At 40.2% G+C, this 24,977-nt stretch carries 18 protein-coding genes; 14 read left to right on the forward strand and 4 right to left on the reverse strand.

Going from position 1 to position 24,977, the window contains the following annotated elements; all coding sequences use genetic code 11:
* Positions 1-15: 15 nt before the first annotated feature.
* The 6 genes from EU510_RS16905 to EU510_RS16930 all read left to right on the forward strand — a co-directional run bounded on the left by EU510_RS16905 (position 16) and on the right by EU510_RS16930 (position 8,545).
* Positions 16-711, forward strand: coding sequence for a DNA-3-methyladenine glycosylase I (locus EU510_RS16905; RefSeq protein ID WP_149594454.1), 696 nt, complete (start codon positions 16-18; stop codon positions 709-711).
* Between the two features lie 11 nt (positions 712-722).
* Entirely contained in the window at positions 723-2,132 is a 1,410-nt protein-coding gene (locus tag EU510_RS16910) for a protein adenylyltransferase SelO (RefSeq protein ID WP_149594455.1), read from the forward strand.
* A gap of 389 nt (positions 2,133-2,521) precedes the next feature.
* Entirely contained in the window at positions 2,522-3,577 is a 1,056-nt protein-coding gene (locus EU510_RS16915) for an OmpA family protein (protein WP_149594456.1), read from the forward strand.
* Between the two features lie 292 nt (positions 3,578-3,869).
* Positions 3,870-6,467, forward strand: a complete 2,598-nt coding sequence (gene acnB / locus EU510_RS16920; RefSeq protein WP_149594457.1) for a bifunctional aconitate hydratase 2/2-methylisocitrate dehydratase — start codon at positions 3,870-3,872, stop codon at positions 6,465-6,467.
* A 200-nt stretch (positions 6,468-6,667) separates the two neighbouring features.
* Positions 6,668-7,300: a 2OG-Fe dioxygenase family protein gene (locus EU510_RS16925; protein ID WP_149594458.1), complete on the forward strand. Its 633-nt coding sequence runs from the start codon at positions 6,668-6,670 to the stop codon at positions 7,298-7,300.
* 9 nt (positions 7,301-7,309) lie between these two features.
* A complete protein-coding gene (locus EU510_RS16930; RefSeq protein WP_149594459.1) occupies positions 7,310-8,545 on the forward strand; it encodes a cysteine desulfurase-like protein in 1,236 nt (411 codons plus the stop codon).
* Between the two features lie 18 nt (positions 8,546-8,563).
* Here EU510_RS16930 and EU510_RS16935 read toward each other — a convergent pair whose 3' ends face one another.
* On the reverse strand, positions 8,564-9,268 hold the full coding sequence (locus EU510_RS16935; RefSeq protein WP_149594460.1) for a 2OG-Fe(II) oxygenase: 705 nt from the start codon (positions 9,266-9,268) through the stop codon (positions 8,564-8,566).
* A 33-nt stretch (positions 9,269-9,301) separates the two neighbouring features.
* Between EU510_RS16935 and EU510_RS16940 the strand changes: the two genes are divergently transcribed.
* The 7 genes from EU510_RS16940 to EU510_RS16970 all read left to right on the forward strand — a co-directional run bounded on the left by EU510_RS16940 (position 9,302) and on the right by EU510_RS16970 (position 20,295).
* The gene (locus EU510_RS16940) at positions 9,302-9,700 is read left to right on the forward strand and encodes an acyl-CoA thioesterase (RefSeq protein WP_149594461.1); all 399 of its coding nucleotides are present in this window, start codon (positions 9,302-9,304) and stop codon (positions 9,698-9,700) included.
* Between the two features lie 200 nt (positions 9,701-9,900).
* Positions 9,901-10,875: an aldose epimerase family protein gene (locus EU510_RS16945; protein ID WP_149594462.1), complete on the forward strand. Its 975-nt coding sequence runs from the start codon at positions 9,901-9,903 to the stop codon at positions 10,873-10,875.
* A gap of 187 nt (positions 10,876-11,062) precedes the next feature.
* Positions 11,063-13,810 (forward strand): TonB-dependent receptor, encoded by a 2,748-nt coding sequence (locus EU510_RS16950; protein WP_149594463.1) that lies wholly within the window; start codon positions 11,063-11,065, stop codon positions 13,808-13,810.
* 193 nt (positions 13,811-14,003) lie between these two features.
* Positions 14,004-15,530, forward strand: a complete 1,527-nt coding sequence (locus EU510_RS16955; protein WP_149594464.1) for a tryptophan halogenase family protein — start codon at positions 14,004-14,006, stop codon at positions 15,528-15,530.
* Positions 15,531-15,542: 12 nt separating this feature from the next.
* The gene (locus tag EU510_RS16960; protein WP_149594465.1) at positions 15,543-16,304 is read left to right on the forward strand and encodes a SapC family protein; all 762 of its coding nucleotides are present in this window, start codon (positions 15,543-15,545) and stop codon (positions 16,302-16,304) included.
* 53 nt (positions 16,305-16,357) lie between these two features.
* Entirely contained in the window at positions 16,358-17,836 is a 1,479-nt protein-coding gene (locus tag EU510_RS16965) for an SLC5 family protein (RefSeq protein ID WP_149594466.1), read from the forward strand.
* Positions 17,837-18,162: 326 nt separating this feature from the next.
* Positions 18,163-20,295, forward strand: a complete 2,133-nt coding sequence (locus tag EU510_RS16970; RefSeq protein ID WP_149594467.1) for an alpha-galactosidase — start codon at positions 18,163-18,165, stop codon at positions 20,293-20,295.
* A 160-nt stretch (positions 20,296-20,455) separates the two neighbouring features.
* Here EU510_RS16970 and recG read toward each other — a convergent pair whose 3' ends face one another.
* Genes recG through asnC form a run of 3 tightly spaced genes read right to left on the reverse strand, consistent with a single transcriptional unit; the run spans position 20,456 to position 23,782 of the window.
* Positions 20,456-22,537: an ATP-dependent DNA helicase RecG gene (gene recG, locus EU510_RS16975; RefSeq protein ID WP_149594468.1), complete on the reverse strand. Its 2,082-nt coding sequence runs from the start codon at positions 22,535-22,537 to the stop codon at positions 20,456-20,458.
* Positions 22,538-22,595: 58 nt separating this feature from the next.
* The gene (gene trmH / locus EU510_RS16980) at positions 22,596-23,282 is read right to left on the reverse strand and encodes a tRNA (guanosine(18)-2'-O)-methyltransferase TrmH (protein ID WP_007580009.1); all 687 of its coding nucleotides are present in this window, start codon (positions 23,280-23,282) and stop codon (positions 22,596-22,598) included.
* A 41-nt stretch (positions 23,283-23,323) separates the two neighbouring features.
* Positions 23,324-23,782: a transcriptional regulator AsnC gene (gene asnC / locus EU510_RS16985; protein ID WP_024595831.1), complete on the reverse strand. Its 459-nt coding sequence runs from the start codon at positions 23,780-23,782 to the stop codon at positions 23,324-23,326.
* Positions 23,783-23,979: 197 nt separating this feature from the next.
* On the opposite strand from asnC, the gene asnA reads away from it, so the two are divergent.
* The gene (gene asnA, locus EU510_RS16990; protein ID WP_149594469.1) at positions 23,980-24,975 is read left to right on the forward strand and encodes an aspartate--ammonia ligase; all 996 of its coding nucleotides are present in this window, start codon (positions 23,980-23,982) and stop codon (positions 24,973-24,975) included.
* The last annotated feature ends 2 nt before the right edge of the window (positions 24,976-24,977 follow it).

A 24,977-nucleotide genomic window follows, 5' to 3' on the forward strand; every position in this document is an offset into this window, starting at 1 on the left:
AGGTATTTAATTAGTATGGAAAAATTTAGCGATATTTATAAGCGAGCGGTAGAGCGAAAAGGCTCCGAAAAAATGCTTAAGTTATTACTTGCAAAACCGCTATCTAAAAAACAACTAAGCACGTTAAGTGACGACGATTGGCTTGAAGAATTTACTCGAAAAGTATTTCAAAGCGGTTTTTATTGGTCAGTCATTAATAATAAGTGGCCGGGCTTTAGAGAGGTTTTTTGGGATTTTAGCGTTGATAAGTTATTAATGATGCCACCCGATATGCTGGAACAAAAAGCTACGGATGAGCGTATTGTTCGTAACTATAAAAAAGTAAAAACAATTACCGAAAATGCTTACATGATCCACGAAATAGCGGGGGAACATGGGAGTTTTAGCCAGTTTATCGCTAATTGGCCAACAGACGATATTATTGGTTTATGGGCGTATTTAAAAAAACATGGTTCACGTTTAGGCGGAAATACAGGGCCTTATGCGCTGCGTGCACTTGGTAAAGATACATTTTTGCTATCACGCGATGTAGAGAATTATTTGCGTGCCCATAAAATTATAGACGGCGGCTTACAAACTAAAAAATCACTGAATGCAGCCCAAGCTTTTTTTAATGAAATGCAAAAGCAAAGCGGCTTAAGTATGCAAGAGCTAAGCTTAATTGTTGCTTATGGCGTAGGTGACAACCGTGTTGGTATAAGCCAGCAATAAGAGGAATTACCATGAAATTAGTGCCGAGATACACAGGCATTGCGGAAAACTTCGCAATTGAAGATTTTCCTGCAAGCGTTGCCTCTCCTCAGTTATTGCTGTGGAACGAGGGCTTAGCAAAACAGTTTAGTATTAACGTTGCAGCTGATTTGCGTGCCAGCACTTTTAGCGGTAACGAGCAGCAGGCTACTCCTGCAGTAGCACTTGGTTACTCTGGGCACCAATTTGGGCATTTTTCACCACGCTTAGGCGATGGGCGAGCGCACTTACTGGGCGCTATTAGTGATGATGAAAATCAGTTATGGGATATTCAATTAAAAGGCTCTGGTGCTACTCCTTACTCAAGAGGAGGGGATGGGCGTTGTGCACTTGGTCCTGCTATTCGTGAATACGTAATGAGCGAGGCAATGCATGCGCTGGGTGTTAAAACAACCCGATGTTTAGCCGTCGTTGGCAGTGGTGAAACGGTTTATCGTAATCCACCGCAAGCCGGCGCTATAGTAACTCGTTTAGCAACTAGCCATATTCGTGTTGGCTCATTTCAATATTTAGCGACACAAGGCGATATTGAAGGGCTCAAAAATTTAACTAATTTAGCTATTGAACGACATTACCCAGAAATAACAGATACAGGGCCACAGCGCTATTTAGCATTTTTAGGCGCTGTTATTAAAAGCCAAGTTGAATTAGTGGTTAGTTGGATGCGTGTTGGTTTTATTCATGGAGTAATGAATACCGATAATACGCTAGTAAGCGGAGAAACCATTGATTACGGCCCCTGCGCCATGATGAATAGCTTTGACTTTGATACCGTATTTAGCTCTATCGATAAACAAGGTCGTTATGCCTTTGGTAACCAGCCTAATATAGCTAATTGGAACTGTGCACGCTTAGCTGAGAGCTTAATACCGCTTATTAGTGATGATGACGAGCAAGCTGTTTCGTTAATGACGCCATACATTAATAGCTTTGCTGAGCAGTTTAATGCTGAGTTTACGGCTATGTGGGGGAAAAAACTGGGCTTGAGTGCAAAAAATGCAAGCGAAAGTGAGTTAATTGCAGAGTTATTAACGCTATTAAAAGATAACCAGCTCGACTACACCAATACCTTTGATGCGCTTACTGAATCCTTAAAGGGAGAAGCAGTAGTACCCGAGTCGCTAATCGAATGGAGAGCTAAGTGGATAAACTTAACTGACAATAATAGTTATGAAGTAATGAGAGCGGCAAATCCTCGTGTGATCCCTCGTAACCACATGATTGAAAAAATAATTTCAGAGTATAATACTGCAGGGTCTAGTGAGTTACTAAAGCGCTTTATGAAAATAGTGGGAAATCCGTATTCTGATGATGAAAAGCTATCAGAGTTTCAGGCTGCACCGATAGATGATAATGATTACCAGACTTTTTGTGGTACTTAATTATTATTATTTAATGTAACTACATGATTCAAAAGAGTCATTTTTAACCAAATATGAGCATATATGTTTGGGAATGTAAACTCTGGTGGTATTATGCGCCGAATTAAAGTGAGGCAATATTTCTGTGCATATACTAAGTGTATTTTATTTAATTGCCCTTACATTCTTTGTTCAATACTAATCTACAAAAACTACTATACTTATTTTTCAATAAAGTTTTAATTTCGCCTATAGTAAGTGGTTGTGTGTTGTTACAGGGGGTTGAAAAAAGTTATAAACTTTATTTTTCGTTAAGTCTTGATTAACAAAGGCTCAGTTAGTCTATATAAAACTGATTGAGCTAGTATTGATTAGCTACAATTTTAAATTGTTCAAATGGGAAGAAAACAATGAAATTAAAATCACTTACAATCGCAATCGCGTTAGCTGCAACTAGCGCATCTTCATTCGCTGCTGATAAAGAGCCTGGTTTCTACATTGGCGCTTTTGGCGACTACTACGACGCATCTTGGAGAAACATACGTGGGCAAAATGGCCTTGACGTAAACGAGTCAACTGGTTGGGGTGTAGAAGCTGGTTACCGTTTCAGTGATTACTGGAGCGCACGTCTTGAGTTTGCAGATATGGACTTTAATGCTTTTGATAAAGTAAATGGCAACCGCGATAATGTTGATGGCGAACGTTACGGTATTGATGCTCTTTACCACATTGATGGCGGTCCTTTCTATGGCCTTTTCGGTATTAAAGAAATGGACATAGTAGATGACAATACATTCCTAAATGCAGGTGTTGGTTACCAACATTTCATTACAGATGGTTTATTTGTTAATGCTGAAACAGCCGTATATCAAGGTCTTGATAAAGGTTATACAGATGTAGGCGCTAAAATTGGTATTAACTACTTATTTGGCCAAAATTCAGCACCAGTTGAGCCAGTAAAACCAGCTCCTGAAGTAGTTGAAGTAGCTGTAGCTCCTACAGATAGCGACAACGACAACATTCCTGATGCAGATGATAAGTGTGCTAACACACCTATGACTGATGCAGTTGATGGCACTGGTTGTACTTTATATGAAGACAAAGAAGTAACTGTAAGCTTATTAGTGACTTTCCCTAACAATGCTTCAGCAGTATCTACTCAGTACTTAAATGATATTGAAAAAGTATCTGCATTCTTAAAAGAGTACCCAGATACAACAGTACTTTTAGAAGGTCATACTTCTTCTGTAGGTAAAGCAACTTACAACAAATGGTTATCTAAAAAACGTGCTGATGCTGTAGCTAAGCAACTTGTTGCTGATGGTATTGCTGAAGACCGTATTACTACAGTTGGTTTAGGTGAAGAGCGTCTTAAAAATGATGCAAACACTAAAGCTGCAAACGCAGAAAACCGTCGTGTAGAAGCGCATATCAAAACTATCAAAAACGTTAAAGTTTTACGTTAATTAAATAGTTTGTAATAAAAACCCAGCCAAGTGCTGGGTTTTTTTATGCCTGTAATAAATTAATACTAGTTAATGGTAATGATTCTTACTTAACAAGTATTCATGGAAATAGTTTTTACCACCACCACTATTCATAGTATTTATAATCGGTATAATCAGTTGCGTAACTGGATGGATTTTCATCTATCCATAAAAGCTTTATAATTACGCGTTAGAATACTATAAGTATTGGGTAACTTATTTGCGCCCAAAGCGCTACCGGATACTTTCACGTCACCAAGAGGGCAATATTGTGCTACAAGAATATCGTAAACACGTAGAAGAACGTGCCGCGTTAGGTATCGTACCAGCGCCATTAGATGCTCAGCAAACTGCTGATCTTATTGAATTAATAAAAAACCCACCTGCAGGTGAAGAAGAATTCATTTTAGATTTGTTCATTCAGCGTATACCAGCTGGTGTTGATGATGCTGCTTATATTAAAGCGGGATTTTTAGCAGCTGTAGCTAAAGGTGAAGCTAATTCTCCACTTGTTTCTAAAGAAAAAGCGGCAGAATTATTAGGTACAATGCTGGGCGGTTACAATATCGCACCAATGATTGACCTACTTGATGACGAAACACTTGCACCAATCGTAGTTAAAGGCCTTTCAAATACATTACTTATGTTTGATGCGTTTTACGATGTTGAAGAAAAAGCAAAAGCGGGTAATACATTCGCTAAGCAAATTATTGAGTCTTGGGCAAATGCAGAATGGTTTACTAATAAGCCAGCTGTTGCTGAAAAGATCTCAGTTACTGTATTTAAAGTAACTGGCGAGACAAATACTGATGACTTATCACCAGCTCCAGATGCATGGTCTCGTCCAGATATCCCACTTCATGCTTTAGCAATGCTAAAAATTGAACGTGATGGAATTACACCAGACAAGCCAGGCGAAGTAGGTCCAATCTCTCAGCTTGAAGAATTAAAAACTAAAGGCTTACCACTTGCATATGTAGGTGATGTTGTTGGTACTGGTTCTTCTCGTAAGTCTGCAACTAACTCTGTACTTTGGTTCATGGGCGATGATATCCCATTCGTACCAAACAAGCGTGTTGGCGGTGTATGTTTAGGTAATAAAATTGCTCCAATCTTCTTCAATACAATGGAAGATTCAGGCGCATTACCAATTGAATTAAATGTTGATGAGCTTAACATGGGTGAGCAAATCGATATTTACCCGTACGAAGGTGTTGTTAAGAGCCACGGTACTGACAAAGTAATCTCAACTTTTGAACTTAAATCTGATGTAATTTTAGATGAAGTTCGTGCTGGTGGTCGTATACCACTTATCATTGGTCGTGGTTTAACTGATAAAGCACGTACATCACTTGGCCTAGGTCCAACTGATGTATTTAAAGTACCAACAGTGACAGAAGTTTCTGAAAAAGGCTTCACACTAGCGCAAAAAATGGTTGGTAAAGCGTGTAACGTTCCTGGTATTCGCCCAGGCCAATACTGTGAACCTAAAATGACAACTGTTGGCTCGCAAGATACAACAGGTCCTATGACACGTGACGAACTTAAAGACTTAGCATGTTTAGGTTTTTCTGCAGATTTAACAATGCAGTCTTTCTGTCATACGTCGGCTTACCCTAAACCAATCGATGTAAACACTCACCATACGCTTCCTGATTTCATCATGAACCGTGGCGGTGTGTCACTTCGCCCAGGTGATGGTGTAATTCACTCATGGTTAAACCGTATGTTATTACCTGATACTGTAGGTACTGGTGGTGATTCACATACACGTTTCCCATTAGGTATTTCATTCCCTGCAGGTTCGGGTGCAGTAGCATTCGCAGCAGCTACAGGTGTTATGCCTCTTGATATGCCTGAGTCAATTTTGGTTCGCTTTAAAGGTGAAATGCAACCAGGTATCACTTTACGTGACCTTGTACATGCAATCCCTTACTTCGGTATTAAAGAAGGTTTATTAACAGTTGAGAAAAAAGGTAAAATTAACGAATTCTCTGGTCGTGTACTAGAAATTGAAGGCGTTGAACACCTAACTGTTGAGCAAGCGTTCGAATTATCAGATGCATCTGCAGAGCGCTCTGCAGCAGGTTGTGCGGTTAAACTTTCTAAAGAGTCTATCGCAGAATACCTAGAATCAAACATTGTTATGCTTAAATGGATGATCTCTGAAGGTTACGGCGATGTACGTACTATTGAGCGTCGTATTACTGCAATGCAAGATTGGTTAGCTAACCCAGAACTAATGGAAGCTGATGCTGATGCAGAGTACAAACATGTACTTGAAATCGATTTAGCAGATATTAAAGAGCCAATCCTTTGTGCTCCAAATGACCCTGATGATGCACGTTTATTATCTGATGTTACTGGCGAGAAAATCGACGAAGTATTCATCGGTTCTTGTATGACTAACATCGGTCACTTCCGCGCAGCAGGTAAGTTACTAGATGGCTTTAAAGGTCGTATCCCAACTCAGCTTTGGGTTGCTCCGCCAACTAAGATGGATAAAGATCAGCTTACAGACGAAGGTTACTACGGTATCTTTGGTCGTATTGGTGCACGTATCGAAACACCAGGTTGTTCACTATGTATGGGTAATCAAGCACGCGTTGCAGACAAAGCAACAGTTGTGTCTACCTCTACACGTAACTTCCCTAACCGTTTAGGTAATGGCGCGAACGTATTCTTAGCTTCAGCAGAACTTGCTGCAGTAGCGGCTATTTTAGGTAAACTACCTACTCCAGCTGAGTACCAAGAATACGCAGCGAAGATTAATGCAACGGCTGCAGATACTTACCGTTACTTAAACTTCCACCGTATGCCTGCTTACACTAAAAAAGCAGACAACGTGATTATTCAACAAGCTGTATAATTTTTAGAGTTTGTTTAAAAACCCGCTTCGGCGGGTTTTTTATTGGCTAAAATAAATATTAGATAGTTCATGCTCCTTTTTTTGTATTATTGTATTAACTCTAGTCTTAAATTGCTTTTAAAGTAATTAATCGCGCAAAAATTCCTATCAAAATGCATTAAAATCCTTATCAATATTCTCATTATTTTAGGCGAGATTTTATGACAGCATTAAACAACCAGAATTTATTGCAACTACGTTTTGTTAACCAAGCAAATATTGATTTGGTTAAGCCTTCTTTTGATAACCTTCCAGCAAATCTATATGCAGATGGTGCCTTTCGTAAACGTCGCTATTCAGTAGTTAAAATGCAAAATGGTGAAATAAAGCTACAGCAAGCCAAAGCATTTGTTCAAGACGATTCAATTAATACTTTTCAAGGTAATGTAGAGCGTACATACGAAAACCTAGAGCCAAGTTTACTTGAGTCAGAGGGCATGAAAAGCATTGTAAATGAGTTTCGCCAACTAACCGGTATTGATGAAGAACGTAATATTGAAATTCATCAGTTCCGCATGCTTGCCATTGATAGCGATACACCTGCAGCGCCAGAGGGCGTGCATCAAGATGGTTTTGACCATGTATGTATATGCGGTGTTTCTCACGAGAACTTAGAAGGTGGCGAACTACTTGTATACGAAAACAAGCAAGCTGAGCCTTGTTTTAAAATGGAAATAAAAGACGGCATGTTTGCATTAATAAACGACCGTCAAGTGTGGCATAACGCAACACCTATGAACAAAATTGATGCTAGCAAACCAGGTTACCTGGATTGTTTTGTATTAACGTCTTAAGGAATAAGCATGAACATAACGCAATTACGTGAGCAGTTTCCAGCATTAATGCAAAGTGTTGATGGTAAATCGCCAATATTTTTAGACGGACCTGGTGGCTCGCAGGTACCAACATCGGTGCTTAATGCGATGACAGCTTATTTAGGTCATTATAATTCGAACTTAGGTGGCGCGTTTTTTTCAAGTGATAAAACGGTTGAGTTGATGGCTAATGCGCGCCAAGCCGCCGCTGATTTACTTAATGCACCTAGCTCACAACAAATTGTGTTTGGTCCGAATATGACCAGCCTAACGTTTAGTTTTAGCCGTGCTATTTCTCGTGACTGGCAGGCTGGCGATGAAATAATTGTAACTAATGCCGATCACTTCTCAAACGTATCGTCGTGGCAACAAGCTGCAGAAGATAAAGGCGTTAAAGTTAATACGGCTTTAATTAATGAAGCTGATTGCAGCTTAGATATGGTGCAGTTTGAAAGCTTATTAAACAGCAACACTAAGCTTGTTGCGGTAACTTACGCTTCAAATACCACAGGTTCAATTAACGATATTAAACGTATTGTAGAGCTTGCTCACGCTGTAGGTGCACTTGTTTATGTTGATGCCGTACACTATACACCGCATGAACTTGTTGACGTGCAAGCACTTGATTGCGACTTCTTAGCCTGCTCTGCGTATAAGTTTTTTGGCCCGCATTTAGGTATGGTTTACGGTAAAAAAGAACATTTAGACGGGTTTACGCCTTACAAGGTTGAGCCAGCTAAAGACGTAGCACCAGGTCGCTGGGAAACCGGCACACAAAGCTTTGAAGCAATGGCTGGTTTTATCGCGGCTGTAGATTACATTGCGGCGATTAGCGAACTTGACGATAGCCATTCACGCCGCGAAAAGCTAAGTGTTGCTTTTGCTAAAACTAAACAACACGAAATGGCGCTTAGTGAGCACTTTTTAACGCGCTTGGTAAACTACCCACGCATTAAATTATTTGGTATTGATGACTTTGATCGCTTAAATGAGCGTACACCTACTTTTGCTTTAATTTTTGAAGGACTTGAGCCGCGCGCTGTTTCAGAATTTTTAGGTAAGCAGCATATTTGCGTGTGGGATGGTAATTTTTACGCGCAAGGTTTGTGCAAGCAATTAGATGTGCTTGATAAAGGCGGTGTAGTGCGCATTGGTTGCATGCACTACAACACCATTGAAGAGCTAGATCAGTTGTTTAATTTATTTGATGAACTGCTAGGTTAATCATATCGTTTTGGTGCGCTAACTCTTTGGCGCACCATATATTTGTTCTGCGCGATTAAACAGCACCCACGACGTTAAAATATACTTATCGTTTGATACTGGCTTATTACCTCTGTGAGTATGTGTAAAGTAGCCTGGGGCTATTACCATAGTGCCTTTTTTAGGTGCGATTTTACGGTTTTGATAGTAAAACTCTGTTTCACCACCTTCTTCTACATCGTTTAAATAAAACATAAATAGCAACACGCGATGCAACGCTTCATTATGTTGTAGCTGCGGATAAACCTCACTGTGCCAGTAAGGGTAGCCACCTTTATTTACCTCGTATTTTTGAGCTTGAATATTACCAAGTCTGAAAATTTGCTGCACAAGCATAGGTAATTGTGGTCTGCCTACTTCATCGAAGTTTTCGTGAGTTAAATCGACAATGTCTCCTGTTTTTGGGTGATAAACTTTTAAGCCAAACGCCCCAATCATCATAAAAATATGCTCTTCAACATACTTAAAAACATGCTGTGCAGTCGTTTGTTGTATATGTTTTAATTGTTGTGCATATTCGGGGTGATTATTTAAGTGTAGGTCGTGGCTGTCTTTTTTCTTTAAGTCGACACCGCCCGATGTTACCCCTTGTCTTACATGCGGGCTTTGCGCGAATGTGGAAATAAATTCATCGCAAAACTCATCGCTCAATGCGTTATCAATAACGCGTATAAAGTCCGTCATGGTTTACCTTTATATAATTATTATTGGATTTTTATGTTTATTGAAAAAGTGATGCCGCGCTTTAGCGAAACAGATGCACTCGGACACATCAACAATACCGTACTCCCTGTATGGTTTGAAGTCGCGCGTGGACCTATTTTTAAGTTTTTTACACCAGACTTAAATCCACATGATTGGAAATTGATTATCGCCAAAGTAGAAGTGTCGTTTGTAGGTGAATTATTTTATGGCCACGAAGTGACAGTTAAAACCTCTGTAGAGCATATAGGCACTAGCTCTTTTACACTTCGACAAGAAGCATGGCAACACGATAAATGCTGCGCAATAGGCAAAGCTGTGATGGTGAGGTACGATTTTATTGCTAAATCAAAGCAAGCGCTTAGCATTGACGAAAAAACGGCGCTTAACGAGCATATTTACCAAAGCAATTAACCTTACGAGGCTTATATTTTACATAAGCCTATACTGAGCTGGATTAGTGTAAATAAATAATGGCAGCTGTAAATTTTTGTCGTGATTTTTTAACGCATTTAGATTGAGTTACAGGCTTCAATTATATACTATTTATATTATATATTGTTGCGCCGTTATAACAGGAAATGTTAATTCGGTAATTTGATTGGAGAATGCGTGTGACATCTATTGGCAATAACCAACCTTTACAAGTTATTCAGCTCAGTGATGGTCAAAATTTAACAGCTGAAATTTTGCCATTTGGCGCAATAATAAAAAGCATTAAATTTAAAAAACAAGAAATGACCCTTAGCGTCGACGACCCGCAATACTATCTTGAAAACCCATTTTACTTAGGCGCAACTGTCGGTAGATACGCTAACCGCATTGCTGGTGGATGTTTTAGTCTATCGGGTACTGAATATCAGTTAGATACTAATAACGGTCCTAATAGCCTGCACGGCGGCGTTAAAGGCTTTAATAAAGTTCTTTGGCAAGTAAGTAAACAAACTGAAAGTGAAGTTGAGCTTTATTATTGCTCGCCCGACGGCGAACAAGGTTTCCCTGGGGAGTTGCAGGTTTGGCAAATGATTAGCGCTAAAAACGGCGAGCTTACTCTGCACTTTAAAGCGATAACTAATAAAGAAACGCTCGTTAACTTTACTAACCATTGCTACTTTAATCTTGATAGCAGTGAATCAATTAATGAGCATCTTGTTCAAATTAATACCGATCGTTATCTTCCTATTGATACAACTAGTATTCCACTTAATGAAGCCGCTTTAGCTACAGGCACCTGCTTTGACTTTACCAAGCCAGCTCAAGTTGGTAAGGCATTAAGCGCTGTTCACCCTCAACTAGAAGCTGGAAATGGCTTTGATCACTGCTATATTTTTAATGATGACAGCAGTTTAAAGACGATGGCTACATTAACTTCGCCACACACGAAGGTTAATTTAACGCTTAAGAGCACTCAGCCTGGTATGCAGTTATACACCGCTAACTTTGTAGGTGCGCCTTTTAAAGCACGGCAAGCTTTGTGTTTTGAAGCGCAAAATTGGCCAGATGCGCCAAACCGGACAAATTTTCCAAAAGCTAATTTACTGCCGGGAGAGGATTACGAACAGGTTATTATTTACTCTTTTTCTGAGTGAATACAGTATTCTAATGTTAATTTAAAGAAAATTAAAAGCAAAAATATAGTGATTAAATGCTATCCATAATTCAGGAAAAGGTTGCACTTTTTGCTGGTTTAAAGTATTTATAATATAAATAGTATTTGAAACTATATGCACTACCACAACGACACAACGACTACACACAATCAGGAGTTTTTAAAAAATGATAATTAACAATAAGTTATCGTTCAACAAGAAAACCGCGCTCAGTATTGCTATCACAGGTATATTGGCAAGCGGAAGCGTTGCAGCTCAAGGCGCTGAAGGCAATACGCCTACAGTAGTAAATGAAGATGTTGAAGTTATCGCAGTAACGGGTATCCGCAGCAGCTTACGTTCATCAATGTTAGATAAAAAAGCATCTAATGTTGTTACAGACGGGATTAAAGCAGAAGATCTTGGTAAATTTCCTGATTTAAACGTAGCAGAGTCTCTGCAACGTATTACAGGTGTAGCAATTGACCGTAGTGGTGGTGAAGGCCAAGCGGTAACTATTCGTGGTTTTGGTCCACAATTTAATACTGTACTTGTTAATGGTCGTCAAATTGCGACAGACAGTGCAGGTCGTGAATTTAATTTTGATGTATTAGCGGCAGATCAAATCACCGGTGCTGATATTTATAAAAGTAATACAGCAACGCTTCAAGAAGGCGGCATTGGTGGTACGGTTAACGTAACTACAGCACGTCCTTTTGATTTTGGCGGGTTACATGTTTTAGGCTCTGTTAAAGGCATGTACGAAAGCTTATCTGAAGAAGTATCTCCATCAGCATCATTTTTAATTAGTAATACGTTTAACGATGACAAGCTAGGTGTGCTTTTTGCCATCACTAATCAGCAACGAAAGCTTCAAAATAACCAAATTTTAACGGCAGGTTGGCGCGGCGGCCAAACAATTTCTAACCCTACTGATGGTGTACTGTTTGAAAATGCATACATTCCACGTAACTGGGATCAAGTAGTTGATGAGCAAGATCGTGAACGTACAAACGCAAGTTTAGTGCTTCAATATGCACCATCTGACGATGTTACAATTACTGTTGATGGAATGATTTCAAAATTTGAAGTTGATTCGTCAGTGCGTGATTTAGCATCTTGGTTTGAACCAGACCGTGTAGGCAGTGCAACAATTGATGCTGAAACAGGTACGCTTTTAACTTTCTCTCAAGATGTAGGCCTAGGCGCACCAAGTGGCGACCCTGCAAGTGACTTTGTATCGCATACACGTAACTCACGTGATGTAACTAACAAAGCATTTGGTATCAATGTTGATTGGCAAGTAAACGAGTCATTAAAAGCAAAATTTGATGTATCTCGCTCAACAGCTGAAAACGACCGTGCAGGTAATGATCGCTTTAACGTTGTAGGTATGATTAACAGCTACAGCTTTGACGGTACTGGCAGTATTCCTACCGTACAGCATGATGGCTTTGAAAATGGGTCATTGCCAGATCCAAGCCTAGCGCGTCTTCACTACAATGAAATTGGTAACCAATTTACAGATGAAGATGAAATCACTGAAGTAAAAGCCGACTTTGAATACGTACCAGATAAAGGCCCAGTAGAGCGTATTAACTTTGGTGCTTATCGCCAAGAGCGTGAAAAATCTAGCTTCCAAATTTTTGGTAGCCAATGTCAATTTTGTGGTTACGGTACACAAGCACCGCTTGATGAAATTGATTTTGAAGCGTACACAGCAAGTAACTACTTCCCTGGTTTAATCGATACATTTTATAGCTACGATGGCGATAAAATGCTTGATTACTTAGCGGATCAAGGTTTCCCAGTAGAGCCAACACTACAAAATAACCGTTACACAATTAACGAAGACATCACTAGCTTATACATGGACTTTACGCTTGGTTTTGACCTAGCAGATATGCCAGTAACCGTTAATATGGGTGCTCGTTATTCTGAAACTGATATTGAAGTTGCTGCAATACAAAGCTTTATTAGCGATGTAGTTCCAACGTCAGATGCGACATTGTTTGCTAATGTATTTGGCCCTGCGACTAATATTGAACAAGGTACTAGCTACTCAAACTTACTACCGTCTTTCAACGTTAAGCTTGAGCTACAAGATAATATGATTTTACGTTTTGCCGCGTACGATAGTATTACTCGTCCAACGATGTCTCAGTTATCTCCAGCAACAAACTTTAACGAGCCACGTCGTCAAAACTTAACAGCAAGTGGTGGTAACCCAGCGCTAAAACCATTCCAATCAGAAAACTGGGATATCTCTTACGAGTGGTACTACAACGATGCTAACTTATTTAGCTTTGCTGTATTTAGTAAAGAAGTTGACGACTTTATTGTTACGTTAACAGGTGCTGAAACATACGATATGACAGACCGTTCAGGTCCTGACTTTGCGTGTACTACATGTACAGACCAAACAGATGACGAACTTATTGGTAGCTCAGAAGTTTACACTGTAAGCCGTCCTCAAAATGGTGAGTCTGCAACTGTAACCGGCTTCGAAGTGGGTGTTACTCACATGTTTGAAAATGGTTTTGGTTTTATCGCTAATGCGACTGTTGTGAATAGCGACATTAGTGTAGGTGATGACACTACTCAAACATTTGCACTTGAAGGTTTAGGCGATTCACAAAACTTAGTATTGTTTTATGAGCAAGAAAACTGGCAAGCACGTGTTGCATTTAACAACCGTGAAGGCTTTTTACGTTTAGTTGATAACGGCTTTAATGGTGAACCAGTGAACGTAGAAACTTACGGTCAGTGGGATATTAGTGCAAGCTACGATATTAACGAAAACTTCACTGTTTTTGCTGAAGGCATCAATATCACTGAAGAAGAGTTAGTACAAACAGGTCGTTTTGCTAACCAAATTTATTCAGTGGAAGATAATGGCTCACGTTACGCATTTGGTATTCGCGGATCGTTTTAATTAATGTTTGAGGCGAACTTCTCGCCTCTCGTTTCATTGCAGCACTATGGTGCTAATACCAATTAGGTTAATTTAACAGTAATGTATATTAGTTAACCTAATTGGCTAAAATGGAAGCACATTAAATCCAAATGCCCTACCGGGCATTTGTTGTATAAAACGTTATCAAAAAATACTCAAAGAGTAGTCCATTATGAATAAAGCAATAAAAACAGTAGCGGTAGTTGGCGGTGGTACAGCAGGATGGCTGAGCGCTGCAATTATAGCTTCGTATCACCAAGGTAAAAATGGTGACGGCTTAAAAGTGATGTTGGTTGAATCGTCAGATATTCCAACAATTGGTGTAGGTGAAGGTACCTGGCCCACCATGAAAAACACACTTCAGCAAATAGGCTTGCGTGAAGTTGATGTATTTAAAGGCTGTAATGCTACCTTTAAGCAAGGTGGTAAATTTGTAAATTGGACGCACGGCCACAACGATTTTTACTACCATCCATTTACTGTACCGCTAGGCTATGGCCGCATAGATTTAGCCCCTTATTTAGATAATGTTGAAGACTTTGCACAGCAAACTAATTTTCAACATGATATTTGCGAAGCAAGCTTAGCCCCAAGAGGTATAGCGCAAGGTGAATATCAAGGTAATTGTAATTACGCTTATCACTTAGATGCCGGCGCTTTTGCAGAAATGCTTAAACAGCATTGTAAAAGTAAGCTTGGAGTAGAGCATATTATTGGTACTGTTGATCAGGTAAAACTTGATGACGATGGTGCAATAAATGAGCTTACTCTAAAAGATCAAACCCGCACTATAAACGCCGATTTATTTATAGACTGTACTGGTTTTTCATCATTGTTATTAGGCCAAGCGCTCAACGTACCATTTAAAAAAATGGACCACGTACTATTTAACGACAGCGCACTGGCGATGCAAGTCCCTTACGATGAAAACGATGACTCCTTAGCAAGCCATACCATAGCAACAGCGCAAAACGCTGGATGGATATGGGATATAGGCTTAACGCATCGTCGTGGTGTAGGGCATGTTTATTCAAGCAAATTTTTATCAGATAAAGAAGCAGAGCAAAACTTACGTAACTATTTAGGTGATGCTGCAAACGGCTTAACCGCCCGTAAAATTAGCTTTGAGTCGGGCTACCGTGAAAAGTTTTGGCATAAAAACTGTGTGGCTATTGGTATGTCAGCAGGGTTTGTAGAGCCGCTTGAAGCAACCGCTATTATGCTTGTTGAAATTTCAGCACGCTTTGTAGCAGAGCATATGCCAGCAGATACACAAGTAATGCCTATTGTAGCTAAACGCTTTAACGAGCAAATGGACTACCGCTGGCAGCGCATTATCGACTTTTTAAAGCTGCATTACATGCTAACCAAGCGTCCAGAACCTTACTGGCAAGCGCATGTACAGCCCGATACTATTCCACAAACCTTGCAAGAAGACTTACTTCTTTGGGGAAGCCGTGGCCCACTTATTCAAGATTTTCATGGCGCATTAGAGTTATTTCCAGCCGCCAGCTACCAGTACGTTTTATATGGCATGGGCTTTAAACCAGATTTTACTAAACAGGCTTATTTGTATTCACAAGACGCGCAAGCCAAACAAATAATTGAACGTAACAGCCAGCTTACACAGCAGATGTTGCAAACTTTGCCGCCACACCGCGCTTATATTGAGCAGTGGTTAGCGGCTAACCCAGTTTAAGGATGTGTAACTATGGCTATTAGTGAACTATCTAATACTCAGCACCAAGCATTAAAAGTTAAACATAATGCAGGTGTTGAATACGCAAAAACGCAGCACTTAGTTAATCTAAGAGCTAACGAAGTGGCAAAAGCCGCGTGCGACTTACCTCTATTTTTAGCGCGAAATACGCAAAACGGCAGTTATACCGTATCGGGTTTAACAAGCTTTAGTGCTGGGCAAAGTTTATTGGTTAATAACGACCAGTGGCAGGCGCTTTACACACCGGTATGTATACAAACTTACCCTCTTTATTTAATTACCCGTGAAGCAAATAGCAGCGACTACTTTATTGCGATTGATGAGCAAAGCTCAGCCGCAAATACGCAGCAAGGCGAGGCACTATTTGATGCTAAAGGTAACCCAAGCTTATTTTTAAATTCACAGCAAAAACTACTTGAGAGCGATTTAAAAAATGATTATCAAACGTATCAATTTACTCAAGAAGTAGCGCGTTTAGGGCTTATTAAAAACATAGATATTGTATTGCAGTTTGAACAAGGCGAAACCCAAACTATTCAAGGTTTGAGCACCGTTGATGAAGACAAACTGCAAACTTTAGATAGCGATACCGTTGCAAACTTACACAAGCAAGGTTACCTAAGTGTGCTTAACAGTATGCTTATTTCACTGTTTCAGTTAAATGCATTGGTAAAGCTGCACAACCAACGTCCCGAACTTATGCCTTTAAAGCAAATTAAGTTAGAACTAAGTCGAGATGCGCACGCGCTGTAGTGTGCACTTTTTTATTACACAGACATTGCGCGTAACGCGCAGGAGACACACACATGTCAGACAACATTTTACAGCTGGTGGTTTTTGTTTTTGTCACCGCTTTAATCGGTGGCCTTACTTATTGGAAATGCCGAGGCCAAAATCGTAATAACGGACAAAGCCAAACCAAAGAGTATTTTTTAGCGGGCGGTGGCCTTACTTGGATGTTTGTTGCAGGTTCAATCACATTAACTAATTTAAGTACTGATCAGCTTGTAGGTATGAATGGCAACCAAATGGCTTTGCTTGTTTGGTGGGAGCTTGCAGCAATTATAGGTTTGATTATTTTAGCCAAAGTGTTTATTCCTGTTTATTACAAATACAATTGTACTACCACCACAGAGCTTTTAGAAAAGCGCTATAACAACAAACATATTCGCGCTGTTATTGGGGGATTATTCTTTTTAGGTAATGCACTTATTTACATGCCAGCGGTAATTTACTCAGGTGCACTGTTTATGCAAACCATGTTTAAGGTTGATATTCCGCTAATGTATATTGCCACCGCATTTGCCATTGTAGGTGCTATTTATGCGTTTTTTGGTGGTCTACGTGCAGTTGCAGTGTCTGATACTTACAACGGCTTACTGGTACTGGGTATGGCTGTTTTAGTGGTGTTTTTAGCACTAAATGCCATTGACTATGACTTCTCGGGTATTCCAGAGGAGCGCTTAACACTCATCGGCGATGCTGATTCACCTATTCCATGGCCGACACTTTTAACCGGTATGATCTTTATTCAAATGTATTACTGGGGTACTAACCAAACAATTACGCAACGAGCAATGGCTGCTCCTAATGTTAAAGAAGCGCAAAAAGGTATATTTGCAGCTGCGGGTATTCGTTTTTTAATCGTTCCTGCAATTGTGGTATTACCGGGTATTATTTCGTTTAAACTTTATGGCGATATTGGCGACGCTGCTTATGGTCGAATTGTGGGTGATGTAATGCCAGCATGGTTAACCGGTGTGTTCGCTGCGGCAATGGCCGCGGCAGTGCTGTCTACTTACAACAGCTTATTAAATTCAGCTACAGCACTATACGTGTGTGACATTCACGAAGCTTACTTCAATAAAGAGCCAAGTGTGGTAAAGCTAAGTGGTTACGTAACATTGCTACTAACAAGCTTAACATTGGTACTTGTACCAATTTACCAGCAAGCAGACAGTATTATTAACTTGCTACAGCAATTAAATGGCTTATTAAGTATGCCTATATTCTCAATTTTTGTAGTGGGCTTATTATTTAAAAATGTTGATGCACGTGCAGGTATTGCAGCAGTAATTTTAGGTGTTGTAATGTACGGCATGCTTACGTTTGCAAACTCACCACTACATACTGACATTCATTACATTCACTTAATGCCAATTACACTGATTGTATGTGTAGCCTTTGCGCTAACTGTAAATAAAGTAGTGTTTGGTTTAAGCGCGGAATGGGCAGGTAAAACACCGGCACTTGATGACGCAGGACAAGCACAAGTACAAAAATAGATTGTAAATAGTTTAAGCTGACAAAATCGGTCATGGGGCAACTCTGGCCGATTTTTTTATATACATTAGAAGCAATAACAGAGCTTTAAAGTAAAGGTTAGTTTAATACCTTTTATTGCAGTGGTACTTCCAGTGAGTTTATCTGACTATTTGCGATGTAAAGACTATCAAAACCCAATTTGTATGATATATACTATTATTATTGAGAGTCACCATCTGATTGATAGATTGTGGCTCAAGCAAAGAGATGCATTTAGTAAATAGTGTAGCTTACTAATTTTCGTTATATTTATAACTCACACAATGAACAAGAGGATAGGAAAATCATGGCCGACACTAAATCATTTTATCGATTAGACAGTGTAAACAGCACCGTTATTTTCGACTGCCAGAGCAAAACACCGGCATTACTGTACTTTGGTAAACGCCTATCTGAGCAAACAACTGAAACAATGCTTACTCAGCTAGCAACTCGTCAAGAAGTAAAATGTGCCGTGGTTGAAGAAGCGCCTATTTCTCTATCTCCTTTATTAGGCGAAGGCTTTACTGGCGCGCCAGGCCTTGAGCTTGTAAACGACTCAATCGCATGGTCAGTTGGGCCAGAGCTTCAAGAAGTGCGTCAGCCTTCAGCCGCAACACTTGAATTTGTAAGCGTAGATAAGCTTCGTGGTATTGAAGTAGTACACAGCATCACGCTTGATAAAAATACTGACGTATTGAGCGCATATACTGTATTAACTAATTTAGGTGATTCGCCATTAAGTGTTAATTTTTGCGCAGCGCCAACATTTCAATTGCCAGATAGCGTAAGCAAAATAGTGAGCTTTGAAGGTCGTTGGTCAAACGAATTCCAACGTCAATCGGTTGATTTAGTGCTTGGCAGCTTTGTACGTGAAAACCGTAAAGGCAAAACATCACACGATGTGTTTCCTGGTTTATTAGTGCATAACGAAAATGCAGGCGAGCAACACGGTGAATGTTACGGCTTTCATTTAGGTTGGAGTGGTAACAATAAACTACGTGCAGAGCTTTTAGCTGAAGGGCGCCGTTATGTACAAATGGGCGAGCTATTACTTCCTGGTGAGCTTACGCTTGCTAAAGGTCAAACGTATCAAAGCCCGAGCATTTATGGCTCGTTTTCGAGTGAAGGTTTTAGTGCGCTTTCTCGTAATTTTCATCGTTTTGTTAAAGCTAATTTACTTAGCCAAGCACAGTGTGAAAAAACACGCCCTGTGCATTACAACACATGGGAAGGCATTTACTTTGATCACGACGTAGATACGCTTAAGCAACTAGCCGACAAAGTAGCGCCGTTAGGTATTGAGCGTTTTGTACTTGATGATGGCTGGTTTAAAGGCCGCCGTGGCGACAATGCTGGCTTAGGTGATTGGACAGTAGATTACAAAATTTACCCCGATGGCTTATCGCCAGTTATAGATCATGTTAATAGCTTAGGTATGGAGTTTGGTATTTGGTTTGAACCAGAAATGGTAAACCCAGATAGCGATTTATACCGCGCGCATCCTGATTGGGTTTTAGGCTCTCAAAACAACGAACAGTTAAGCTTTAGAAATCAGCTCGTACTTGATTTAACGCGCTCTGAGGTGGTTGAGTACCTATACAAAGCGATTGACGATATTTTAGTTGAATACCCAACTATTAAGTACATTAAATGGGATATGAACCGCGATATTAACCATGCGGGTAATTTTGATGGTAAGCCAGCAGTGCACCAACAAACATTGGCACTGTATCGTTTAATTGACCGTATTAAAGCGGCGCACCCAGGGCTTGAAATAGAAAGCTGTTCATCAGGTGGTGCACGTGTAGATTACGGCGTGCTTGCTCACACAGACCGTGTATGGACGTCAGATTCAAACGATGCGCTTGATCGCCTTGAAATACAGCGTGGATGTTCGTTCTTTTTCCCATCGTCGGTAATGGGTGCACACGTAGGCCCACGCGATTGTCATATCACAGGGCGTAATGTAAGTATTGAAATGCGTGCTGCGGTATCAATGTTTGGCCACATGGGTATCGAAATGGACCCACGAGAGCTGACCGATCACGAATACAATGCACTTAAAGCGGCAATAGCACTTCATAAAGAGCATCGTGAATTTATTCATGCTGCCGATTTATACCGCCTAGATAGCGACGATTTATCAATTAACTTTGGTTTAATCGATGAGCAAAAAACAAAAGCGTTATTTGCCTATAACAGCGTTCGCGAAACACCGCGTACAGCGCCTAATAAGCTTCGTTTTGTTGGTCTAGATGCCGATGCGCAGTACACACTTAATTTAGTGTGGCCGGTAAATTTTGAAGAGTATCGTCCATCTTCTATTGCTGCGATAAGTGGTCAAACATTTACAGGTGAAGCGCTAATGCAGTTTGGTTTACAAATGCCAATATCATTCCCGCAAACATCGCTTATATTTGAGCTTAACAAAGCTTAAATTTAACTAAGAGCAGTAAAGGGCGCTAATCGCTTTTATGCTGCTCTATTTAGATATCATCAGTCAGCTCTATATTGTTTAGAGCTGGCTTTTTTATATCCTTAGTAAGCTAATTTAGTAAATTAACTTAGCAAACTCAAAAGTATCGAAAATAGAGTGATTACGCTTGCGCGTAATTTTGCTTGTTACCCAACCAACGTTGAACTAGCGGGTCAACAACCTCTGGATGTTGCTTAAGCATTTGCTGTGCAATTGGCCTTACTTGATTAAGTATGTGTTTATCGCGGGTAAGATCGGCAATTTTAAACTCGGCTAACCCTGTTTGTTTTGTACCGAGTACTTCACCAGGGCCACGAATTTCTAAATCGCGCTCTGCTATTACAAAACCATCGTTACTATCGCGTAGTACGCCTAATCGCTTTTGAGCAGTATGAGACAGTGGTGCGTGGTATAAAAGTACGCAATGCGATGCAGTAGCGCCACGGCCAACTCGCCCACGTAATTGGTGTAACTGTGCTAAGCCTAAGCGCTCAGGGTTTTCTATAATGATTAAGCTCGCATTAGGGACGTCTACACCAACTTCAATAACCGTAGTGGCAACTAAAACATGTATATTACCTGCTTTAAACTCGCTCATGATGGCTTGTTTTTCAGCTGATTTCATTCGCCCATGTACTAAGCCTACGTTTAGCTCTGGTAGCGCTTCTTTTAACTGCAGTGCGCTGTCTTCGGCGGCTTGGCATTGCAGTACTTCAGATTCATCAATAAGTGTACACACCCAATAAACTTGGCGGCCTTGCTCGTTACACGCTAATTTAACGCGGGCAATAATATCGTCTCTGCGAGTATCAGGAAGTGCCACTGTTGTGATTGGCGTACGCCCAGGTGGTAGCTCATCAATCACAGAAGTTTCTAAGTCGGCGTAGGCGGTCATAGCAAGTGTACGCGGGATGGGTGTTGCAGTCATAACTAGTTGATGAGGGTAACAATCACCAAACTTACCTTTTTCACGCAGTGATAAACGCTGGTGGACACCAAAGCGGTGTTGTTCGTCAATAACGATAAGCACTAAGTTATTAAACTTAACTTCATCTTGAAATAAAGCGTGAGTACCTACAATCATTTGCGCTTCACCAGAGGCTATTTTTTCAAGTGTTGCTACGCGCTCTTTGCCTTTTGTTTTACCGCCAAGCCAAGCAACTGTTATACCTAGTTGATTAAACCATGTTGTAAAATTAACGCCATGCTGCTCTGATAAAATTTCAGTAGGAGCCATTAAAGCGACTTGAAAGCCCTGCGCAATGGCTGTTAGTGCACTAAGTGCTGCTACTAGAGTTTTACCTGAGCCTACATCGCCTTGTACTAAACGCATCATGGGATACGCGTGTTGCATGTCACCTTTAATTTCAGCAACTACACGGCTTTGCGCATTTGTGGGTGAAAAAGGAAGTTGCTCTAAAAATTGGCTTTCTAATGTGTTTACCGGATTTAATACCACAGCTTTAACTTGTTGCCCTTGCTCTCGTACTTTTAATAAGCTGAGGTTTTGAGCAAGTAACTCTTCAAATACAAGACGTTGCTGAGCAGGGTGAGTACCTTGCTCTAATGCAGTTACATCAACATCATTTGGTGGACGGTGCAGTAATAATAAGGCGTCACTTAGCGGCATATTTGATGGCTGCCACTGTGAAGGCAGTAGTTCTTCTACTGAGTATTTATGCAGTAAATCAATAGCCTGCTCGCTTAAAGCTCTAATCGATAGCTGCTTTAAGCCTTCGGTTGTTGAATAAACGGGTGTTAATGTCGTCGCTACCGGCTGCTCGTTAGAGGTATCGCTGATGCTGTATTCAGGATGACTCATTTCAAAGCCAACACGGCCGCGGCGTACTTCACCAAAACAACGTATTATTTTACCAGCGCTAAATGCGTTTTTTTGTGCAGCGGTAAAATTGAAAAATCGTAGTGTAAGCCTACCAGTACCATCATTGATTTGGCAAACAAGCATGCGTCTTTTTCCAAACGTGATTTGGCTTGTTTCAATTGTTGCTTCAACACTCACATGGCTATGCAGTGACAATTCACTAATCGCGTATAAGCGAGTGCGATCTTCATAGCGAAGTGGCAAGTGAAAAAGCATATCTTGTACAGTTAAAATACCTAGCTTTAACAAACGCTCAGCCATTTTTGGGCCGACCCCTTTGAGCTCTGTAATTGGGTATTGATTTAAGCTAGGTTTAGACAAATTATATCAATCTTATTATTTGTGAATAAGTTAAGTGTACTTACAGAGCTTTAGTCCATCAAGTATGTTTTAAAGCTTGCCAAAATTGCTCGTCAGCGACTATTTCGCCGTTTTCATCAAGTGCAGGATAAGGTAGTTTTTTTTGTTTACACTGCCTTGCGATAATAGGGTGGCAGCCTTCAAAGTAAAGTGGATGTTTAACTTCGGCGCTCAACATATCTCTATTATATAAACCAGCCAGCTCGCGTTGGCGCTGTGCTTCAAACAATATTAGCGCAGCAGCAACCGAAACATTTAGCGATTGCACCATGCCTTGCATTGGAATAATAATATTTTGATCGGCATATTCTAGGGCTTTTTCTGATATCCCCGTTTTTTCTTGTCCAACAATAATAGCCGTTGGCTTGGTGTAATCTACTTCTCTAAAATCAACGGCATCTTCTGATAAGTGAGTCGCTAAGATTTGTATTTCTGGATTGCGTTCACGCATTGCAGTAACAGCATCATCAATATTTCTATGTAAGTGCGTCTCTAGCCAGTTTTTACTACCACCTGAGGTATTATTAGTTAGCCATTTTTGCTTTTCAGGCCATACAGCATGTACGTGATGACAACCAACCGCATCAGCACTTCGTACTATTGCAGATAAGTTATGGTGTTTGTGCACGTCTTCTAAGCACACGGTTAAGTCTGTTTGACGGCGCGAAAGTACGTCTTCGATTCTTTGATAGCGAGTTTGCTGCATGGTTATCCTCTTTTTTCGGCAATTATACGAGATTTTTACAGTTAAGGCATTACCGTACGGCTAATTGGATTTTGTAGAGAAATTAGTGTTTCTGTTGATTGAATGGCTTCTATTGCCTGTATTTTATTAATCAGCACATCTTGTAAGTGATCAATGGACTTTGTCATTACCTTTATAAATATACTGTAGTTACCTGTTGTGTAATAAGCCTCTACCACTTCCTCCAATGCTTCTAGCTTTATAAGTGTTTGTGGGTAGTCACGTGCGTTATTTAAATTAATACCTATAAAGCAACACACATCGTAGCCGAGCTGTTTAGTATTAATCGTTAATTGAGTGCCTGTAATGATTCCTGCTTGCTTCATTTTTTCAATTCTTACGTGAATTGTCCCCGCGCTTACATTAAATCTTTTTGCTAATTCAGCGTACGCAGTACGGGCATTTTCCATTAATGCATGAAGTATCTGTTTATCGAGATTATCGATTAAATAATTTTCCATTCTATTTTTCTCATAAAATTATCGAATATATGATTTTTATACCACTTAATTAATGGTTTTTATATATTAAAGCTATTTTTGTTATGGGATATTGAATTAATTCATCAAATCGTTACATTAACTTCATTAAAGGCGCTCATTAGGGCGCTTTTTATCAATTAAGCAAGTAACAATAACTGGGAATGAGGCCAATTATTATGAGTTCACACTATGTGCAGCAACAGCAGCAAATAAGTAAAGTTAAGCAATTTTTTTCACAGCAACTAGAAATCCAACTTGGGCTGGTTGAGGTTCAAGCCCCTATTTTGGCTAAAGTAGGTGACGGCACGCAAGATAACTTAAGCGGCCATGAAAACGCAGTTGCTGTAAATGTGAAAGCGATTACAGATAGCCGCTACGAAGTGGTGCATTCATTGGCTAAGTGGAAACGTAAAACACTGGCAACTTATGGCTTTGGTGTTGGTGAGGGCATTTACACTCAAATGAAAGCTTTGCGCCCAGATGAAGATTCATTAAGTCCTATTCATTCTGTATATGTTGATCAATGGGATTGGGAAAAAGTAATTAATGAAACCACAGAGCGTTCGCTGGCAACACTAAAGCAAACTGTTCAATCTATTTATAAAGGAATAAAAGAGACTGAAGCTTTTGTAAGTGAGTCTTATGGTTTGACGCCTTTTTTACCGGACGACATTAAGTTTGTGCACAGTGAAGAGCTACGTAAAATGTATCCTGACTTTAGCGCCAAGCAACGCGAAAAAGCCATTGCACAAGAATATGGTGCTGTATTTTTAATTGGTATTGGTGGCGCGCTTGGTGATGGCAAAATCCATGATGTAAGAGCGCCAGATTACGATGACTGGTCTACGCCAACGTGCGATCAATACATGGGTTTAAATGGTGATATTTTAGTATGGAACCCAGTACTTGAAGACGCATTTGAAATATCATCAATGGGTATACGTGTAAGTCCTGAGGTTTTAAAAGCGCAGTTAAGTATAACGGGAGATGAAGACCGCTTAGAGTTTGATTGGCATAAAGCGCTACTACAAAGTAAATTTCCGCAAACAATTGGCGGTGGAATAGGGCAGTCGCGCTTAGCTATGCTCTTGCTACAAAAACAGCATATTGGTCAAGTACAAGTGGGTGTATGGCCGCAGCAAACACATGCTGAGGTAAGCGGTTTACTTTAAGA

The sequence above is a fragment of the Pseudoalteromonas sp. FUC4 genome (genome assembly GCF_008370255.1).
Lineage (GTDB): Bacteria > Pseudomonadota > Gammaproteobacteria > Enterobacterales > Alteromonadaceae > Pseudoalteromonas.